The organism is Klebsiella sp. TF21-TM, assembly GCF_019753495.1.
GTDB lineage: Bacteria > Pseudomonadota > Gammaproteobacteria > Enterobacterales > Enterobacteriaceae > Klebsiella > Klebsiella quasipneumoniae.
Genome location: NZ_JAIJYL010000009.1, coordinates 141,786 through 160,376 on the forward strand (window position 1 = coordinate 141,786; position 18,591 = coordinate 160,376).

Here is an 18,591-nt window from a genome sequence, read left to right on the forward strand (position 1 = left end):
GCGATGAAGACTTTCTCACTACAAACGCGATTGTACAGCGGTCAGGGTAGCCTGGCGGTGCTCAAGCGCTTTACCAACAAGCACATCTGGATTATCTGCGATGGCTTTCTTGCGCGCTCGCCGCTGCTGGAAACCCTGCGTCAGGCGTTGCCCGCAGATAACCGCATTAGCGTCTTTAGCGAGATAACCCCGGATCCCACTATCCACACCGTGGTACAGGGCATTGCGCAAATGCAGGCCCTGCAGCCGCAGGTGGTCATCGGCTTCGGCGGCGGATCGGCAATGGATGCGGCGAAAGCTATCGTCTGGTTCAGTCAGCAGAGCGGCATCAGCATCGAAACCTGCGTGGCCATACCGACCACCAGCGGTACCGGTTCAGAAGTGACCAGCGCCTGCGTAATTAGCGATCCGGATAAAGGCATCAAGTACCCGCTGTTCAACAATGCGCTCTATCCCGATATGGCGATCCTTGACCCGGAGCTGGTGGTCAGCGTGCCGCCGCAGATTACGGCCAACACCGGCATGGACGTGCTGACCCACGCGCTGGAGGCGTGGGTCTCTCCGCACGCCAGCGACTTTACCGACGCGCTGGCGGAAAAAGCCGCCAAACTGGTGTTCCAGTATCTGCCCACGGCGGTGGAAAAAGGCGACTGCGTGGCGACGCGCGGGAAAATGCACAATGCCTCAACGCTTGCCGGGATGGCGTTCAGCCAGGCGGGGCTGGGGCTTAACCATGCTATCGCCCACCAGCTTGGCGGGCAGTTTCATCTGCCGCACGGGCTGGCCAACGCGCTGCTGTTAACCGCGGTTATCCGCTTTAACGCCGGTCATCCGCGCGCCGGAAAACGCTACGCGCGGCTGGCCAAAGCCTGCGGCTTTTGTCCGGCAGACGCCAGCGATAGTACGGCGATCAATGCGCTGATCCAGCAAATCGAACGGCTCAAGCAGCGCTGTGCGCTGCCGTCACTGGCGGTCGCGCTGAAAGAGGGACGTACCGCGTACTCAGCGCGCATTCCGGCCATGGTGCAGGCCGCACTGGCTGACGTGACCTTGCGCACGAATCCTCGCCCGGCCAGCGCCGGGGAAATTCAGGAACTGCTGGAGGAACTGCGATGAGTACCGCCCTCAACGCTGTTGAAATGCCCTGGAGCGCCGATGAAATCCGCGAGCGCGTGCGCGCAGCGGGCGTCGTCGGCGCGGGCGGCGCGGGTTTTCCCGCCCACGTGAAGCTGCAGGCGCAGGTGGAGATCTTTCTGGTTAACGCCGCCGAGTGCGAACCGATGCTCAAGGTCGATCAGCAGCTAATGTGGCAGCAGGCTGCACGTCTGGTACGCGGCGTGCAGTACGCGATGACGGCAACCGGCGCGCGCGAAGGGGTGATTGCCCTGAAAGAGAAATACCGCCGGGCTATCGACGCCCTTACCCCGCTGCTGCCTGCCGGTATTCGCCTGCATATTCTGCCGGATGTCTATCCCGCAGGCGATGAGGTGCTGACTATCTGGTTGGCTACCGGTCGCCGGGTCGCACCCGCCGCGCTGCCGGCCAGCGTTGGGGTCGTGGTGAATAATGTACAAACGGTTCTCAACATGGCCCGTGCGGTTGAGCAGCAGTTTCCGGTGACCCGCCGCACGCTGACCGTTAACGGCGCGGTCGCCCGACCGCTGACCGTCACCGTCCCCATCGGCATGTCGCTGCGCGAAGTGCTGGCGCTGGCGGGCGGCGCGACGGTCGACGACCCCGGTTTTATTAACGGCGGCCCGATGATGGGCGGCCTGATTACCTCGCTGGATAACCCGGTGACCAAAACTACCGGCGGCCTGCTGGTGCTGCCCAAAAGCCATCCGCTTATCCAGCGGCGGATGCAGGACGAGCGCACGGTGCTTTCCGTGGCCCGTACCGTCTGCGAACAGTGCCGACTGTGTACCGATCTCTGCCCACGGCATCTGATCGGCCACGAACTCTCCCCGCACCTGCTGGTGCGGGCGGTGAACTTTCATCAGGCCGCCACGCCCCAGCTGCTGCTGAGCGCCCTCACCTGTTCGGAATGCAACGTCTGCGAAAGCGTGGCCTGCCCGGTGGGGATCTCGCCGATGCGCATCAACCGCATGCTAAAACGCGAGCTGCGCGCGCAAAACCAACGCTACGAAGGTCCGCTCTATCCCGCGGACGAAATGGCGAAATATCGCCTGGTGCCGGTGAAGCGACTGATCGCCAAACTGGGGCTGAGCCCCTGGTATCAGGAGGCGCCGCTGGTGGAGGACGAACCGCCAGTAGAAGAAGTGATTTTACAGCTGCGCCAGCATATCGGCGCCGGTGCGGTGCCGAATGTCACTGTCGGGGAGCGCGTTACGCGCGGGCAATGCATTGCCGATGTTCCGGCAGGCGCATTAGGCGCGCCGGTTCACGCCAGCATTGACGGCGTTGTTACGGCCATCAGCGAACAGGCCATCACGGTGATAAGAGGTTAACCATGTCTCAGGCTATAGGAATTTTAGAACTCACCAGCATTGCCAAAGGGATGGAGCTGGGCGACGCGATGCTAAAAAGCGCCAGCGTTAATCTGCTGGTCAGCAAAACCATCTGTCCGGGTAAGTTTCTGCTGATGCTCGGCGGCGATATCGGCGCTGTCCAGCAGGCCATTGAAACCGGTACGTCGCAGGCCGGCGAGATGCTTGTCGACAGTCTGGTGCTGGCAAATATCCATCCCAGCGTACTTCCGGCCATCAGCGGCCTGAACAGCGTCGATAAGCGTCAGGCGGTAGGCATCGTCGAAACCTGGAGCGTGGCGGCCTGCATTAGCGCCGCGGACCGGGCGGTGAAAGGCTCAAACGTCACCCTGGTACGAGTGCATATGGCGTTCGGCATCGGCGGTAAATGCTACATGGTGGTGGCAGGCGACGTTTCTGACGTCAATAACGCCGTGACGGTCGCCAGCGAAAGCGCGGGCGAAAAAGGGCTGCTGGTTTACCGTTCGGTGATCCCACGCCCGCATGAAGCCATGTGGCGACAGATGGTGGAGGGGTGATGGAAAGGCAGCCGACAACGGATCGCATGATTCAGGAATACGTCCCCGGGAAACAGGTGACCCTCGCGCACCTGATTGCCAATCCCGGGAAAGATCTCTTTAAAAAACTGGGCCTGCAGGATGCGGTTTCCGCCATTGGCATCCTCACCATTACGCCCAGCGAGGCGTCGATTATCGCCTGCGATATCGCCACCAAATCCGGCGCGGTGGAGATTGGTTTTCTCGACCGCTTTACCGGCGCCGTGGTGCTGACCGGCGACGTTTCCGCCGTTGAGTATGCTCTCAAGCAGGTGACGCGCACGCTGGGTGAAATGATGCAGTTCACTACTTGTACGATCACCCGGACATAACGCGATGAAACGTCTGATGCTTATCGGTCCCAGCCAGTGTGGGAAAACCTCGCTGACTCAGGGCCTGCGCGGCGAAGCGCTCCATTACAAGAAAACCCAGGCTATTGAATGGTCCCCGATGGCTATCGACACGCCGGGCGAATATCTGGAGAACCGCTGCCTGTATAGCGCTCTGCTGACCAGCGCCTGCGAGGCCGACGTTATTGCCCTGGTGCTGAACGCCGACGCCCAGTGGTCGCCGTTTTCTCCGGGTTTTACCGCTCCGATGAACCGCCCGACGATTGGCCTGGTCACTAAAGCTGACCTCGCTGACCCGCAGCGTATCTCGCTTATCGGAGAGTGGCTTACGCTGGCCGGTGCCCGGCAGATTTTTGTTACCAGCGCGCTGAACAATTCAGGTCTCGACGCAGTGCTGGATTTTCTGAATTCGAAGGAACCTCTATGTCTTACAAAATAATGGCCATTAACGCCGGCAGCTCATCGTTAAAATTCCAGCTGCTGGAGATGCCTCAGGGCGATATGCTCTGCCAGGGATTGATCGAGCGTATCGGCATGGCAAATGCCCAGGTGACCCTCAAAACGCCGGCGCAAAAATGGCAGGAAACGGCGCCCGTAGCCGATCACCGTGAAGCCGTCACCCTGCTGCTGGAAAAGCTTCTCGACCATCGGATTATCCAGAGTTTGCGGGATATCGATGGCGTCGGCCACCGCGTGGCGCACGGCGGGGAGCGCTTTAAAGATTCGACGCCGGTGACCGATGAGACCTTAGCGGAAATCGAGCGCCTGGCGGAGCTGGCCCCGCTGCATAATCCGGTCAACGCGCTGGGCATTAACGTTTTCCGCCAGCTGCTGCCCGACGCGCCGTCAGTGGCGGTGTTTGATACCGCTTTTCACCAGACGCTGGACGAGCGCGCGTTTATCTATCCGCTGCCCTGGCGCTACTACAGCGAGTTGGGCATTCGCCGTTACGGCTTCCACGGCACCAGCCACAAGTACGTTAGCGCGACGCTGGCGGAAAAGCTGGGCGTACCGTTGAGCGCTCTGCGCGTGGTGTGCTGCCATCTCGGCAACGGCAGCAGCGTTTGCGCAATCAAAGGCGGGCGCTCGGTTAACACCTCAATGGGCTTTACGCCGCAGTCCGGCGTGATGATGGGCACCCGCAGCGGCGATATCGATCCGTCGATTCTACCGTGGCTGGCGCTGCATGAGGGAAAAACGCCGGAGCAGCTTAATCAGCTGCTGAATAACGAGTCCGGCCTGCTGGGGGTTTCCGGCATCTCGCACGATTATCGCGATGTCGAGCAGGCGGCGGACGGCGGTAATCGTCAGGCAGCCCTGGCGCTCTCGCTGTTTGCCGAGCGCATTCGCGCCACCATCGGCAGCTATATTATGCAGATGGGCGGCCTGGACGCGCTGATCTTTACCGGCGGCATCGGCGAAAACTCCGCCCGCGCCAGGAGCGCCATCTGCCATAACCTGAATTTCCTCGGGCTGTCGGTCGATGAAGAGAAAAACCAGCACAACGCTACCTTTATTCAGGCCGAAAATGCGATGGTCAAAGTGGCGGTCATCAATACTAATGAAGAGCTGATGATTGCCCGCGATGTGATGCGCCTGGCGCTGCCGCAGGCGCACGAGCTGGCGGTGTCGGTATAAACGGCGCCTCTCCCCTTGCGGAGAATCATGGTAACCGGCGAATCGCCGTGCCACTATGCGCCCTGGCGAAGGTAAGCGGAAAGGTGAAAACGTGGCCGTTGCACAATGTCCCGCCTCGTGCGGAGAACTTATCCAGGGCTGGATCCTCGGCAGCGAGAAGCTGGTCTCCTGCCCGGTGGACTGGTACAGCACCGTCGAGGTCGAGACCGGCACGCCGCGAAACGATGAGCGGCCACTGTCGCGGGCGATGGTCGACCAGCTGCTGGCCCACTGGGGCTACCCGGCGGCGCTGAGTCAGCAGATCCGCATCACCCTGCACTCGACGATCCCGGTCGCCAAAGGGATGGCCAGCAGCACCGCCGATATCGCCGCCACCGCGGCGGCTACCGCCCATCATCTGGGCCACGCGCTGGATGAGCCGACGCTGGCGCGCCTGTGCGTCGCACTGGAGCCCACCGACAGCACCCTGTTCCGCCAGCTGACGCTGTTCGACCATAATACCGCCGCCACGCAGATTGCCTGTGACAGCCAGCCTCAGCTCGATCTGCTGGTGCTGGAAAGCCCCGCTACGCTGCTGACCACCGATTACCACCGACTTCCCCGGCTTGAAAAGCTGCACGCCTACTCCGCGTCTCTGCAGCTAGCCTGGGAGAAAGTTCAGCTAGCCTGCGAGACGGATAATCCCCGGCGGATGGGAGAGGCCGCGACGCTGAGCGCCGTCGCCAGCCAGCATCTGTTACCAAAGCCGGGGTTTGATACGCTGCGGGGGCTGGTGGAAGAGTGCGATTTATACGGTATTAACGTGGCGCACAGCGGCAGCGTAGTCGGCCTGATGCTCGACCGTCAACGTCACGACATTGAGTATTTACAGCGACGGCTGGAAGAGACGCGACTTAGCGAGCTCTGGCCCAGGCAGCACCTGCTGCGCATGGTGCAGGGCGGCGTCGAACTGCGCTAACGCTGCCGCAGCTATGCCCCGGAGGCGGCGCTGCGCGCCTTATCCGGGCTACCGACCCGCAGACGGCTATGAACCCGTAGCCCGGCTAAGCACAGCGCGAGCCGGGAAGAACCGCAGACGAACAATAGCGGCAGACATCTACTCGTTAAATACCCGCCTGAAGGCCGTCAGCAGCCGGGTATTTTCCTGCTGGCTGCGGATCGCGACGCGAAAGTAGCGCCCGTCGAGCCCTGGATAATTGGCACAGCTGCGGATCAGGATGTTCTGCTGCAGCATCGCGTATTGCAGATCCAGATCTGCAACGTCGCAGCGCAGAAACAGATAGTTTGCCTGTCCGGGATAGACCGTCAGGCCGGGAATATGGCGCAGTTGATGATAAAAGCGCTGCCCTTCCTCCGCCAGCCACTGCCAGGTTTTCTGCTGGTAGGCGCTATCCTGGAGAATGATCTCCCCCGCCAGGGCGGCAAAAGCATTTATCGACCACGGCATTTGTCGCTCGCGCATTCTTGCCACCGCCCGCGCATCGCCATTGACCAGATACCCCAGGCGCAGGCCAGGTATGGCATAAAATTTGGTGAGCGAACGCAGCACCCACACGTGCGGATTGTGGGCCAGAAGCGGAATAAATCCCGGCTCATCGGGGATAAAATCGATAAACGCCTCATCGAGGATCAGGGCGATGTCCAGCGACTGACAGCGTTCAGCAATCAGCGCCAGCAGTCGACGATCGGGCAGCAGGCCGGTTGGGTTGTTCGGCGTGCAGAGAAATAAGCAGTCCAGATCCGGCGTCAGGGCGTCAAGAATCGCTCCGGTGAGCTGCCAGCCATCCTCCTCGCGCAGCAGAAATTCCCGCACCGCGCACTCCACCGACTGCAGCGCCCGGCGATATTCGGCAAAACCCGGAGTGACGATCATCGCCTGGCGCGGTTTCAGCCCCTGAACCAGGGTAAAAATCGCTTCAGTTTCGCCGTTTCCTGCAAGGATCGACGACGCAGGAATATGATGATGTTCCGCCAGCGCAAGGTGCAGCTGCTGATACTCAACGTCGGGATAGCGTTCAGCGCAGTCCATATTGTTGAGAATTGCGCGCTTTAAACTTTCCGGCATTCCCAGCGGATTGATGTTGGCGCTAAAATCCAGCAGCTCGTTGGGGGCAATGCCCAGCAGGGCGGCGGCCTCGCGGATATTGCCGCCATGGGCGCTTTTCAGTAAGGCCATATCCTTTTCCTGTGTGGTTATCCACGCCGGGCCAGCGTCGCGCCGTCGGCGAAGTACGCTTTAATCCCGGCAAGGATCGACTCGGCCACCTCCTGCTGGAATTTGGCCGTTTTCAGCTTCCGCTCCTCTTCCACGTTACTGATAAACGCCGTCTCCACCAGAATGGAGGGGATATCAGGCGCCTTGAGCACCGCAAAGCCCGCCTGCTCTACCCGATTTTTGTGCAGATTATTGATGTTACCCATTTTCTCCAGCACCGCCTTACCAAATTTGAGGCTGTCGGCGATGGTGAGGGACTGCACCATATCGAACATGGTGTGGTCGACATAGCGATCGCCGCTCTTGCTGACCCCACCGATCAGATCCGAGGCGTTCTGCGTCTGGGCGAGATATTTTGCCGCGGTACTGGTGGCTCCCTTGGTGGAGAGCGCAAACACCGAGGAGCCGCTGGGCTGGCGGCTGGTAAAGGCGTCGGCGTGAATCGATACGAACAGGTCGGCGCGCTGCTTCTGCGCCTTGGCGACACGCACCTTCAACGGGATAAACACGTCTTCGTTGCGGGTCATATAGGCCTTCATATTGCCTTCTTTGTCGATCAGCGCCCGCAGGCGACGGGCAATCTGCAGCACCACGTCTTTCTCGCGGGTGCGATACTTGCCCACAGCGCCCGAATCTTCGCCGCCGTGGCCGGGATCGAGCATAATGACAATCGGCCGATCGCGCCCGGCTTTGCCCGGCTGCGGCCCGCTTTGCGCCGGCGGTACCTGACGCTGCAGATCGCCTTTGTTGTAATCCTCGAGCAGCGCCAGCAGCGGATCCTGCACATCGGTGGCGTTGGCGGGGTAAAGATCCATCACCAGACGCTCTTTAAAGCCGGCCACCGGCGCAAGGGCAAACAGCTGCGGCTTAACGTTCTGCTTGAGCTCGAAGACCATGCGCACGGTTTGCGGATCAAACTGGCCCACGCGGGCGGACTTAATAAAGGGATCGTCATCGCGGATCTGCCCCCCCATGCCTTTCAGCACCGAGTTCAGATTAACCCCTTCCAGATCCACCACCACCCGTTCCGGATTACTGAGGGCAAACTGCCGGTATTTCAGCACATGATTCGATTCCACCGTGACGCGCGTGTAGGTCGATGCAGGCCAGACGCGAACGGCAACCACCCGCGCGGCGGCGGCCAGCCCAACGGGGCTCACGCTCATTAACCACATGGCGCCCGCGCCCTGCAGCAGACGGCGACGGCTTAATCCAGAGTTGTTTCCCGACATGCCACTCCCAAGCAATAAAACGCATTTATACCCAAAACAAACAGATTGACCAGAAACTTTAACGAAAGGCATATAACCTGTCATCTATAAAAGGGTAAACATTCATTGACACCCTGCGCCGGGTCACATGTTTTTCAGGGCTTAGCCTCAAATTGGGGCTTGCGTTTAACGGCAAAACAGAATAAAAATACAATAATTACGAATAATCATGCATTGAGGGTTTGTCATGGTGAAGGAACGTCGCACTGAACTGGTAGAAGGATTCCGCCATTCTGTTCCCTATATTAATGCCCATCGGGGAAAAACGTTTGTCATCATGCTGGGCGGCGAAGCCATTGAGCATGAAAATTTCTCAAATATTGTCAATGACATAGGGTTATTGCATAGCCTGGGCATTCGCCTGGTGGTGGTCTATGGCGCCCGCCCGCAGATTGACGCTAACCTCGCCGAGCACCATCACGAGCCGGTCTATCACAAGCAGACGCGAGTGACTGACGCCAAAACGCTGGAGCTGGTTAAGCAGGCGGCGGGGATGCTGCAGCTGGAGATCACCGCCCGCCTGTCGATGAGCCTCAACAACACCCCGCTGCAGGGAGCCCATATCAACGTCGTCAGCGGCAACTTTATCATTGCCCAGCCGCTGGGCGTTGATGACGGCGTTGATTATTGCCACAGCGGCCGCATTCGCCGCATTGACGAAGAGGCGATTCATCGCCAGCTCGACAGCGGCGCCATTGTGCTGATGGGGCCGGTCGCGGTGTCGGTTACCGGCGAAAGCTTTAACCTGACTTCGGAAGAGATCGCCACCCAGTTGGCCATCAAGCTGAAAGCAGAGAAAATGATCGGCTTCTGTTCTTCGCAAGGGGTTTACAACCAGGCCGGGGAAATTGTCTCCGAACTGTTCCCCAATGAAGCGCAGGCCCGCGTCGAAGAGCTGGAAGCGGACGAAGATTATAACTCCGGTACCGTGCGCTTCCTGCGCGGGGCCGTGAAGGCCTGCCGCAGCGGCGTGCGGCGCTGCCACCTGATCAGCTATCAGGAAAATGGCGCGCTGCTGCAGGAGCTATTCTCACGCGACGGCATCGGCACCCAGATCGTCATGGAGAGCGCAGAGCAAATCCGTCGGGCGACCATCAACGATATCGGCGGAATTCTCGAGCTGATAAGCCCGCTGGAACAGCAGGGCATCCTGGTGCGCCGCTCCCGCGAGCAGCTGGAGATGGAGATCGACAAATTCACTATTATTCAGCGCGATAACACCACTATCGCCTGCGCCGCCCTCTATCCTTTCCCGGAAGAGAAGATCGGCGAAATGGCCTGCGTGGCGGTGCATCCGGATTACCGGAGCTCGTCGCGGGGAGAGGTGCTGCTGGAGCGCATTGCCGCCCAGGCCAGACAGATGGGGCTGAGCAAGCTGTTTGTGTTAACCACCCGCAGCATCCATTGGTTCCAGGAGCGCGGCTTCACGCCGGTGGATATCGACCTGCTGCCGGAGAGTAAAAAGCAGATGTATAACTATCAGCGCCGGTCGAAGGTGCTGATGGCCGACCTCGCTTAAGCCCTTCTTCGCTGTTGCTAACGGCCCGGGATAAAACGGCGTTTATCGCTCCCCGGGCCTGTCCCCTGCTACGCCTGGCCGGCACGCTGTCTGCGGCTCGCGGGTAGAATTCTGCTTTTCGCGTAGACCCTTTACCTCGCTGGCTCACCGATATGCGCCCAGCCGTCGAGGAGCGTCGTCACGCTACCCGTCGCCCAAACGCGGCATCTCAGGGGGCTTTGTGCCCGGCGAAGATCTCCGTCAGGCCGCTTCGCCGCTCGGTTCGCGTCACAATGGCCTGGGAGAGCACCTGCTCGTCGGCATAGAGCGACAACCGCTGTTTCGCGCGGGTGATCGCGGTGTAGACCAGTTCGCGCGTCACCAGCGGGACGCTGCGCGCCGGCAGGATCAGCGCCGCATGGTCGAACTCCGATCCCTGCGATTTATGCACGGTCATCGCCCAGGCGGTATCATGCTCCGGCAGGCGGCTCGGCTGCACCGACTTGATGGCGCCGTCGGGCATCAGGAACCACACCCTCAGCTCGCCGTTGCGCTCCAGCGCTATCCCGATATCGCCATTAAACAGTCCCAGCGCGCTGTCGTTGCGCGCGATCATAATCGGCCGGCCGTCATACCAGCGGGAGTGGCGCGGCAGGGCGATCGCCCGCTGACGGTTGAGCCGCTGCTCCAGCCGCTCATTGACGCCGCTCACGCCGTACGGCCCTTCCCGCAGCGCGCACAGCAGCTGAAATTCGCTGAAGGCGGCCAGCATCGCCTGCGGTTCCGCCCGCTCGCGGCGCAGCTGCAGGTAGCGCTCATAGCCCTGCTGTGCCGCGCCGAGCATGGCTTCGTACTCTTCGGTCGTGCTGAGGGGATGAAGCGCGATATCGTCAAACGGCTGGCACAGCGTGGCCTTCACCTCCGCGCGCGCGCCAGCGTTCACCGCCCGCGCCAGGCTCCCAATGCCGGAGTGACTGCCGAAGCGATAGCTCTTTTGCAGCAGGCACAAGCTATCTCTCAGCGCGCCAGCGATAGCCCCCTCGCCCGCCGGTACCGGCGAACCGGTCAGCCGGGTCAGCTCCTGCGCCCGCGCGGCGGTATAGCCCGAACTCGCCCAGGCGCAGATATCCCCCAGCACCGCCCCCGCTTCCACGGAGGCCAGCTGGTCGCGATCGCCGAGGAAGATCACCCGCCCGTGAGCCGGCAGCGCGTCGATGAGCCGCGACATCATCGGCAGGTCGATCATCGAGGCTTCATCCACCACCAGCACGTCCAGATGCAGCGGGTTGCCGGCGTGATAGCGCATGCGCTGGCTGCCGGGCTGGGCGCCCAGCAGACGGTGCAGCGTGCTGGCCTCGGTGGGAATCAACGCTTTCTGCGCGTCGGTCAGCGGCAGTTTTCTCAACGCCGCGCCCAGCGATTCGGTCAGGCGCGCCGCCGCTTTCCCCGTCGGCGCCGCCAGGCGAATACGACAGCGCGGACTGTCTTCAATCTGGATTAGCGCCGCCAGAAGTTTGGCCACGGTGGTGGTCTTCCCGGTCCCGGGACCGCCGGAGATCACCGAGATGCGGCGGGTCAGCGCCACCGCCGCGGCCACTTTTTGCCAGTCGGTTTCGCCGGTGGCAGGGAACAGAGCGTTCAGGGTTGACGCCAGCCGGGCCTCATCCATCTCCAGCACCCGGTTGGCTTCGTTGAAGAAGCGGGCGACGGTCAGCTCGTTGCGCCACATCCGGTTCAGATAGAGCCGTTCGCCGCATAAGATCATCGGCGCCGGGGCATCGCCGCCGCTCACCGCCGACGAAGCGAGCAGCAGCGCGGGCCAGTCTTCCGGCGCGCCGGCTTCGTCCAGCAGCCGATCGCGGATCTCCCCCGCTTTCCCGCCGAGCGCCTCGTCGCCGCTCAGCCGCGAGAGCGGCAGGCATACGTGCCCCTCGCCGGCGTCCCGGCTCAGCAAGGCCGCCGCCAGCTTGACCGCCGGCGGGTCGTTTTGCGCCACCATCAGAGCAAACTGGACGTCCAGCGGCCGCAGCAGACGCTGCTCCACCGCCGCCAGCAGTAGTTGTTCGAAAGTCATGAGGCCTCCTCCTGAGTTTCTCCGGCAAACAGCTGATCCAGACCGTCAATCAGCGGTCGCACCGGCCGGGTGGTGAAGATCCCCTGCCCCCCCTCCTGCCCGTCCATGCCGCGCAGAAAGAGATAAATCACGCCGCCGAAGTGGCGGTCATAGTCGTAATCGGCCAGCCGGTGGCGCAGATAGCGGTGGAGCGCCAGGCTGTACAGCTGATACTGCAGATCGTAGCGGTGAGCCCGCATCGCCTGCTCCATCGCGGGCCGGGTATAGGCCTCGCGATCTTCCCCCAGCCAGTTCGATTTGTAATCCAGCAGGTAATAGCGGCCTTCATGGCGGAAGACCAGATCGATAAAGCCCTTCAGCATGCCGCGCACCTGGCGGAAATCCAGCGGCGGCGTGTCGGCGGAAAGGGGATCGTACTGGCGGATAAGCGCGTCAAGGCGCTCCGCCGTCAGCAGCTGGGCGATGGGCAGGTAAAATGCCATCTCCACCTGTTTATCCCGCGCCGCCAGCTGATTGAGCGCGATATCCGGCCCCGGCAGACGGGTCTGCAGCACGCCCCCCAGCCAGTCGGTCAGCACCGGCGCCCACTGCGCGTCAAACCCGCTCAGCTGTAGTTTCTCCGCCATCCACCCGTCCGGTACCGGCTGGGTAAAGTCCAGCTCCTCAAACAGACTGTGCAGGAAGGTTCCCGGCGCGGCGCCGCGCGGAAACTGGTGCGGGGTCAGCTGCGGATCTTCCACGACTTCGCCGACGCCGGCGGCATCGACATCCAGACGCGGCAGCAGATCCTGTGCGCCGCTGAAACCATGCTGCTGCAGCCCGGAATAGCTGGTCACCCGCCAGTCGTCGGCGATGCGGCGCTGCAGCTCGCGCGCCGACAACGGAGGAATGCTCGCCGCCGGCGCCTGCCACGGGGTCAGATCCAGCTCGCCAGGTCTCTGTAATGCAATATCGCCATGGCAGAAGTCCGCTAAACGCGCGGCCAGCCCGGCGGCATCCATGGCTTCGCCCGCCTGCAGCAGCCGCCCGAGGGCGCTCAGATGAAAATCGCTGTTGCCGGACTTTCGACTGCTGAGGGGCGCCACGCCAAGGCTGCAGTGCCAGACCGCGCGGGTGAGAGCGACGTACAGCAGGCGCAGATCTTCCGCCAGCCGTTCCGCCTCCGCCAGCTCGAGGCTGGCCTCATCCTGGCCCAGATCCAGTACCGCCGCGAACGTCTCGCGATCGTGATAGAACGCCTGGTCCTGTTTGCGAAACCGGGCGATAAACGGCAGCCAGACCAGGGGATATTCCAGTCCTTTTGACTTGTGAATAGTGACGATTTGCACGAGGTGCTTATCGCTTTCGAGACGCATCTGCTGGCTGGCGGCGTTGCTGTCCGGCTCGGCGATATGCTGCGTCAGCCAGCGCACCAGGGCATGCTCGCTTTCCAGCTGGCTGGCCGCCTCCTGCAGCAATTCGCTGATGTGCAGTATGTCGGTTAAGCGCCGCTCGCCGCCCCGGGTCGCCAGCAGGTTCTCGGCGATGTGCCGGGCCGTCATCAGCGCCCGCAGCATCGGCATCACCCCGCGCTGACGCCAGATCTGGCGGTATTCGCTGAACTCCTCCACCAGCGCGTCCCACGCCTGCTCATCCTGGTTGAGGTTTTCAATATCCAGCGCGGTCAGGCCAAACATTGAGGTCGCCAACGCGCTGCGCAGGGTATTTTCCCGCTCCGGGGACAACACCGCCTGCAATAGCCAGAGCAGCTCCTGGGCCTCCAGCGTCTCAAAAACGCTGTCGCGGTTGGAGAGGTAGACCGAGGGGATGCCCAGCGTCTGGAGCGCTTCACGCACCTGCGCCGCCTCCAGCCGGTTGCGCACCAGCACGGTAATATCCGAAGCCTGCACCGGGCGCGAAGTTTCCCCACGCCACAGCCGTGCGCGCCCCTGCTGACCGGCGCTCAGCCAGTCGCGGATCTGCGTGGCGCAGAGCTGGGCCATAAACGTCTGATAATCGCCGGCGCCAACGGTGTCGCCGGGCATCAGCCAGACGTTCATCGCCGGGACATCCGCTGCGTCAACGGTAAAGCGCAGCCCCTGGTTCTTCGCCGCCGACTTCACCGGCAGGAACGGTATCTCGCGAAACATGAAGGGGTTATCGCTGAGGCTGAACAGCCGGTTAACGCTGCCCACCATGCCAGGGGAGGAGCGCCAGTTGGTGTCAAGCGTGTAGTGCGCGGCAACGTCGCCGCGCGCTTTCATATAGGTAAAGATATCGGCGCCGCGAAAAGCGTAGATGGCCTGCTTCGGATCGCCGATCAGCAACAGCGCCGTTTCCGGACGCTGGCGCCAGATACGGCGGAAAATCCGATACTGCTGGGGGTCGGTATCCTGAAACTCATCGATCATCGCCACCGGAAAACGCTGGCGAATGGCGCTGGCCAGCGCCTCGCCGCTGTCGCCGCGCAGCGCCTCGTCAAGCCGGCTGAGCATGTCGTCAAACCCCAGCTCGCCGCGGCGGCGCTTTTCGCGCGCGACCGCATCACGGATCTCGACCATCGCTCTCGCCAGCACCAGATCGGTGAGCGTCAGCGACGAGGCCAGCAGCGATTCAACGGCGCTAAACAGAGGATGCACGGGCGGTTCGCCACCGGCTTTGGTACGCTCAAGCAGAAACGACTGGGCAAATTTCTCCAGCGCGTCGGGCAACTGATAGCTCAGCGTCTCTTCCTGCGCCCAGGCGGTCACTTTCTCAAGCCATTTGCCCTGGTTGCCGCGATTGAACTTCCGCCGGTCAAGGCCGGAATCTTCAAGCACGCCTTCGATCTCCCCCACCTGCTCGCGCCACTGCTGCTTGAGCGAGTCAATGCGGCCGATGATTTGCTGATGGCGCTCGGCCAGCGTCTCGTCGGCGGCTGGCGGCGACTTGAGCTGCGGCGCTTCGCCCTGCAGCCAGCGGTCAAGGGACTTCAGCAGGTCGCGCGGCCCTTTCCAGACGTCATGGATCACCGCCGCGATATCGCGGGTCAGTGGATAACAGTGACGGCGCCAGAAGTCGGCGCAGGCCTGATAGCGCAGGCGGGATTCATCCTCGATCAGCTGCTGCTCGAACAGCATGCCTGACTCGAAGGCGTTAAGGCTCAGCATCCGCTGGCAAAAACCGTGGATGGTGAACACCGCCGCCTCGTCCATCTGCCGTTCGGCCAACAGCAGGGTCTTCGCGGCATCGTCTTTATCGGCGATCTCCGCCAGCAGCGCGCTGTAGAGCGGGTTGTCGGATTCACCGCGCATACAGGCGATGCGCAGTTCATGGATGTTGCTGCGGATACGTCCGCGCAGCTCTTCGGTCGCCGCCTCGGTAAAGGTCACCACCAGCAGCTCTTCAACGCTGATGGCGCGGGGATAGGCGGCCTCGCCGCCCAGCCCCAGCAGCAGCCGCAGATACAGCGCGGCGATGGTAAAGGTTTTTCCGGTGCCCGCAGAGGCTTCTATCAGGCGCTCGCCCCTCAAGGGCAAGCGCAGGGGATCCAAAGACTCAGCGGTGTCGGTCATTCATTCTCTCGCATCAGGGGTAAGGATTGCTGCAATGCGCTGACGTTTTCCCACACTTTGCCGCCTGCCGGCTGGGCGTAGTCCGCTTTGCCATTCTGGCTACCGGAAATCTGGGACAATATCGTCATGCCCTGCGGATCCACCACCGTCTGATGGAAGAAATCGGCAAGTTTTTGCGGCGTCAGCAGTTTAATCTGAGCCACTACTTTATCACGTGAATCAAAACGCATATTACCGCGATCGAAATCTTTGCTCAGTTTCGATGCCTCTTCGCCCAGCGTCTGTGGCGCCTGCAGCATCTGGCTTATCACCGCCTGCTGGAGTTGGGCAAACTCTTCCGGCTTCATCGCCCGCAGCTTCGCCTCCGCGGTGGGGAAGAAGGCCTGGAACCGCTGCCAGAGGAAAGCCGGCTGCTTATCGCTACTCTGCAGCAGGAAGCCCATACCCCACTGGCGCCCCACGTTCATCGGGAAAGCAAAGACCGCGTAGCCGAGCTGCTCTTCGGTGCGCAGCTGGTTGTAGAACCACGGCTGAATAATCTGTCCCAGCAGGGTGCTGGCGGCGGTGCTGCTGAACTCATCCACGTTGGGCGGCGCAAACACCGCGGCCAGCGCGGAGTCGGTGCTGTTGCCCGCTTTATTGAAGATCGCCAGCTGCTGCCGGTTCACCACCACGTCTTTATTGCGGCACCATTCGTTGCCGTCAGCGCCCAGCTGCTGCTGGATCTGGCGAGCCAGCGTCGTGGCGGTATCGGCGGACATATTGCCGATCACCATCAGTTCAGGGCGCCCCTTGGTTTTCAGGTTGGCGCGGTAGTCGAGCACTTCCTGCAAGGTGATGGAAGGCAACAGCGCCCGGCGTACTTCGCGCTGGAAATACGGTACCTGGGAGACCATCTGGATCGGCATTATCGCCTGATCGTAGGCTTTGCCCTTCTCAGCGGAGTCCATCATTTGCGCGTACCAGGATTTGGCCTGCTCCAGTTGCTCCTCGGTCGGCGTATAGCTGAAGTATCCCTGCAGCAGGTCGCTGAACAGCGCCGGCAGGTGCTGGGTGTAGCCGTTGGCATTGACCATTAACCCGTTATTGGCGCCGGTGGAGAACGAAATGCCGCCGACCGCCGCCTGGTTACTGAGCTGATCGAGGGCGATGCCGGCGAGATAATCGTTGAGGGCAAACATCACCTGCCGGCGAGCGCTGTCCATCGCCTGGGGATTACGCAGCACCAGGGAGATATCCGCCTTCGGCTCGCTGGCGAAATACTGGCTCGGGGCATAAACCACCCGCAGGGTCGGCTCATCGAGGATCAGCTGAGGGTGCGGCCAGGCTTTATCGCTTTTGATGAGGGTGAAATCATCCGGAATATAGGGGTTGAGCGCCGGCAGCTGCAGCTTGATCGCCTGCGCTTTTTGCTGCCAGTCAGTGAACGTCTGCTCGCCGATCTTATCCACCTGATACGGCGCATCGACAAAATAAGCGGTCTTGTTATGCGGTTCCTGCGGGCTGATATACCAGATGCGCGCGTTCTGCGGAGTCATCATCGCCAGCCGGTCTTTGATCGCCTGCGGGTCGTAGCGATCGGCAATGTTGACCACGTCCAGCGCATGCTCGACCGGCACCCGGATCATGGTATCCGCCAGCCATTCCACGTAATCCATGTCGCGGTTGATCGACGGATAGCGGAAATCCAGCGCCAGCACATGCGCCAACTCGTCAAAGTAACGTTTGTCGACACCCTGAGTACGCAGGAGGTTGAGGTAGCTGAATATGGCCGCCGTCACTTCGTCGCGGTGCGCCAGGCCTTTATCGGTGAGGGTGGCCGAGATCGCCAGCACGCCGCTGTTGCCGTTCACCACCGGATCAGAATCCGCGCGGATACCTTCCGCCAGTCCCTGCTTTTGCAGCCAGTCGGAGAGCGTCCCCGGGCTGCGGTTGCCGATCAGGTAAGTGACCAGTTCATCCGTTTTGCTGCGGAAACGATCGCTGTTGTTGTCGATGCGAAACTCGACGCGCAGCACTTTACGCGGCATCGCCGGCACATAGTGAATAATGATGCCTTTTTGCGCATCGGTTACCACCGGGACGCTTATTTCCGGCCTGCTGATGTGACGATTCGGCACGCGGCCAAAGGTGTCAGCGGCCATGCGCGCCAGCTTCGGCAACGGCTTGTTGCTGTAGATCACCGCTTTCATCAGGTTGGCGGAGTACCAGCTATCGCGGAAGGTGTGCAGCGCATCAAGTACCGGGTTGCCGGGCTTATCGCTAAGCGTCTCGAGGTTGCCGCCAGAGAAGTGGGCCGCCGGGTGAGCCGGGTTAATGGTTTCTGCGCTGACCTGGGCCATGCGCATCCCGTCTCGCGTCCGGGCCATCGTCAGCTCGGCGTTGACCGCGTTACGTTCGCGGTCGGCATATTTTTTATCCAGCAGCGGCGCGGCGATGGCGTCGGCCAGCCGGTCTACGGCCCCGTCCAGCGCATCATTCTCCACTTCGAGATAGAACGCGGTGCGGTAGGGCGCGGTGCTGGCGTTATGGCTGCCGCCATGCAGCTTAAGAAACTCTGCAAGGCTGTCAGGCTGGGGATATTTTTGCGACCCCATCAGCGTCATATGTTCCAGAAAATGCGCCAGCCCCTGATGATCGGCCGGATCCTGCAGGGATCCCACCGGCACCACCAGCGCCGACAGCGATTTCACCGCCTGCGGATCGGAAACCAGCAGCACGACCATGTCGTTATCAAGACGGATCGCCTGATACTGACGCGTATCTTTTTCGCTTTTGCGGATCGTCTCCTGAACAGGCTGCCATCCGGTGTCGGCTTGACTCAACGGCGCCCAGAGGGCGGCCAGCACTACAAAAACCTTGAACCATAAACTGCGGGGCATTCACGAACCTCATCATTAACAAACTTGCGCTGCACGGCGTGCAGCCTTTTATGTCCATCAGTCCGTGATACGTTGCGCATAATAAAT

General features: G+C 61.5%; 13 protein-coding genes. 8 read left to right on the forward strand and 5 right to left on the reverse strand.

Annotated features, from left to right (window positions below):
* The first annotated feature begins 3 nt into the window (after positions 1–3).
* From pduQ to K5R89_RS11210, 7 genes are all read left to right on the forward strand, one after another.
* Positions 4–1,116 carry a 1-propanol dehydrogenase PduQ gene (pduQ, locus tag K5R89_RS11180; RefSeq protein WP_101989412.1) on the forward strand — a complete coding sequence of 371 codons (1,113 nt, stop codon included), beginning with the start codon at positions 4–6 and terminating at the stop codon, positions 1,114–1,116.
* The gene (gene pduS, locus K5R89_RS11185) at positions 1,113–2,468 is read left to right on the forward strand and encodes a 4Fe-4S dicluster domain-containing protein (protein WP_217220065.1); all 1,356 of its coding nucleotides are present in this window, start codon (positions 1,113–1,115) and stop codon (positions 2,466–2,468) included. Before pduQ ends, pduS begins: the two co-directional genes overlap by 4 nt.
* 2 nt (positions 2,469–2,470) lie before the next feature.
* Positions 2,471–3,025 carry a propanediol utilization microcompartment protein PduT gene (pduT, locus tag K5R89_RS11190; protein ID WP_101989414.1) on the forward strand — a complete coding sequence of 185 codons (555 nt, stop codon included), beginning with the start codon at positions 2,471–2,473 and terminating at the stop codon, positions 3,023–3,025.
* On the forward strand, positions 3,025–3,375 hold the full coding sequence (gene pduU / locus K5R89_RS11195) for a propanediol utilization microcompartment protein PduU (protein WP_004205469.1): 351 nt from the start codon (positions 3,025–3,027) through the stop codon (positions 3,373–3,375). The genes pduT and pduU overlap by 1 nt, the downstream gene beginning before the upstream one ends.
* A 4-nt stretch (positions 3,376–3,379) precedes the next feature.
* Positions 3,380–3,832, forward strand: coding sequence for a propanediol utilization protein PduV (gene pduV / locus K5R89_RS11200; RefSeq protein WP_101989415.1), 453 nt, complete (start codon positions 3,380–3,382; stop codon positions 3,830–3,832).
* The gene (locus K5R89_RS11205) at positions 3,817–5,031 is read left to right on the forward strand and encodes an acetate/propionate family kinase (RefSeq protein ID WP_101989416.1); all 1,215 of its coding nucleotides are present in this window, start codon (positions 3,817–3,819) and stop codon (positions 5,029–5,031) included. Before pduV ends, K5R89_RS11205 begins: the two co-directional genes overlap by 16 nt.
* Positions 5,032–5,122: 91 nt before the next feature.
* Positions 5,123–5,989 (forward strand): L-threonine kinase, encoded by an 867-nt coding sequence (locus K5R89_RS11210; RefSeq protein ID WP_132133851.1) that lies wholly within the window; start codon positions 5,123–5,125, stop codon positions 5,987–5,989.
* 138 nt (positions 5,990–6,127) lie between these two features.
* On the opposite strand, the gene cobD is transcribed toward K5R89_RS11210, so the two are convergent.
* Together cobD and amiC are read right to left on the reverse strand one after the other, a co-directional pair.
* Positions 6,128–7,207, reverse strand: coding sequence for a threonine-phosphate decarboxylase CobD (gene cobD / locus K5R89_RS11215; protein WP_101989418.1), 1,080 nt, complete (start codon positions 7,205–7,207; stop codon positions 6,128–6,130).
* Positions 7,208–7,224: 17 nt separating this feature from the next.
* The gene (gene amiC / locus K5R89_RS11220) at positions 7,225–8,478 is read right to left on the reverse strand and encodes an N-acetylmuramoyl-L-alanine amidase AmiC (RefSeq protein ID WP_023290890.1); all 1,254 of its coding nucleotides are present in this window, start codon (positions 8,476–8,478) and stop codon (positions 7,225–7,227) included.
* 226 nt (positions 8,479–8,704) lie between these two features.
* Between amiC and argA the strand changes: the two genes are divergently transcribed.
* Positions 8,705–10,036 carry an amino-acid N-acetyltransferase gene (argA, locus tag K5R89_RS11225; protein ID WP_004149616.1) on the forward strand — a complete coding sequence of 444 codons (1,332 nt, stop codon included), beginning with the start codon at positions 8,705–8,707 and terminating at the stop codon, positions 10,034–10,036.
* 208 nt (positions 10,037–10,244) lie between these two features.
* Here the strand turns inward: argA and recD are convergent, their stop codons facing one another.
* Genes recD through ptrA form a run of 3 tightly spaced genes read right to left on the reverse strand, consistent with a single transcriptional unit; the run spans position 10,245 to position 18,504 of the window.
* The gene (gene recD / locus K5R89_RS11230) at positions 10,245–12,089 is read right to left on the reverse strand and encodes an exodeoxyribonuclease V subunit alpha (protein WP_217259492.1); all 1,845 of its coding nucleotides are present in this window, start codon (positions 12,087–12,089) and stop codon (positions 10,245–10,247) included.
* Positions 12,086–15,622, reverse strand: a complete 3,537-nt coding sequence (gene recB / locus K5R89_RS11235) for an exodeoxyribonuclease V subunit beta (protein WP_050533528.1) — start codon at positions 15,620–15,622, stop codon at positions 12,086–12,088. Before recB ends, recD begins: the two co-directional genes overlap by 4 nt.
* Positions 15,619–18,504 carry a pitrilysin gene (gene ptrA, locus K5R89_RS11240; RefSeq protein WP_217259493.1) on the reverse strand — a complete coding sequence of 962 codons (2,886 nt, stop codon included), beginning with the start codon at positions 18,502–18,504 and terminating at the stop codon, positions 15,619–15,621. Before ptrA ends, recB begins: the two co-directional genes overlap by 4 nt.
* Between the last annotated feature and the right edge of the window lie 87 nt (positions 18,505–18,591).

Excerpts from the sequence above, each read along its gene's own strand:
- pduQ (WP_101989412.1), top strand. The coding sequence starts at position 4 with ATGAAGACTTTCTCACTACAAACGCGATTGTACAGCGGTCAGGGTAGC.
- pduS (WP_217220065.1), top strand. The coding sequence starts at position 1,113 with ATGAGTACCGCCCTCAACGCTGTTGAAATGCCCTGGAGCGCCGATGAA.
- pduT (WP_101989414.1), top strand. The coding sequence starts at position 2,471 with ATGTCTCAGGCTATAGGAATTTTAGAACTCACCAGCATTGCCAAAGGG.
- pduU (WP_004205469.1), top strand. The coding sequence starts at position 3,025 with ATGGAAAGGCAGCCGACAACGGATCGCATGATTCAGGAATACGTCCCC.
- pduV (WP_101989415.1), top strand. The coding sequence starts at position 3,380 with ATGAAACGTCTGATGCTTATCGGTCCCAGCCAGTGTGGGAAAACCTCG.
- K5R89_RS11205 (WP_101989416.1), top strand. The coding sequence starts at position 3,817 with ATGTCTTACAAAATAATGGCCATTAACGCCGGCAGCTCATCGTTAAAA.
- cobD (WP_101989418.1), bottom strand. The coding sequence starts at position 7,207 with ATGGCCTTACTGAAAAGCGCCCATGGCGGCAATATCCGCGAGGCCGCC.
- amiC (WP_023290890.1), bottom strand. The coding sequence starts at position 8,478 with ATGTCGGGAAACAACTCTGGATTAAGCCGTCGCCGTCTGCTGCAGGGC.
- argA (WP_004149616.1), top strand. The coding sequence starts at position 8,705 with ATGGTGAAGGAACGTCGCACTGAACTGGTAGAAGGATTCCGCCATTCT.
- recD (WP_217259492.1), bottom strand. The coding sequence starts at position 12,089 with ATGACTTTCGAACAACTACTGCTGGCGGCGGTGGAGCAGCGTCTGCTG.
- recB (WP_050533528.1), bottom strand. The coding sequence starts at position 15,622 with ATGACCGACACCGCTGAGTCTTTGGATCCCCTGCGCTTGCCCTTGAGG.
- ptrA (WP_217259493.1), bottom strand. The coding sequence starts at position 18,504 with ATGCCCCGCAGTTTATGGTTCAAGGTTTTTGTAGTGCTGGCCGCCCTC.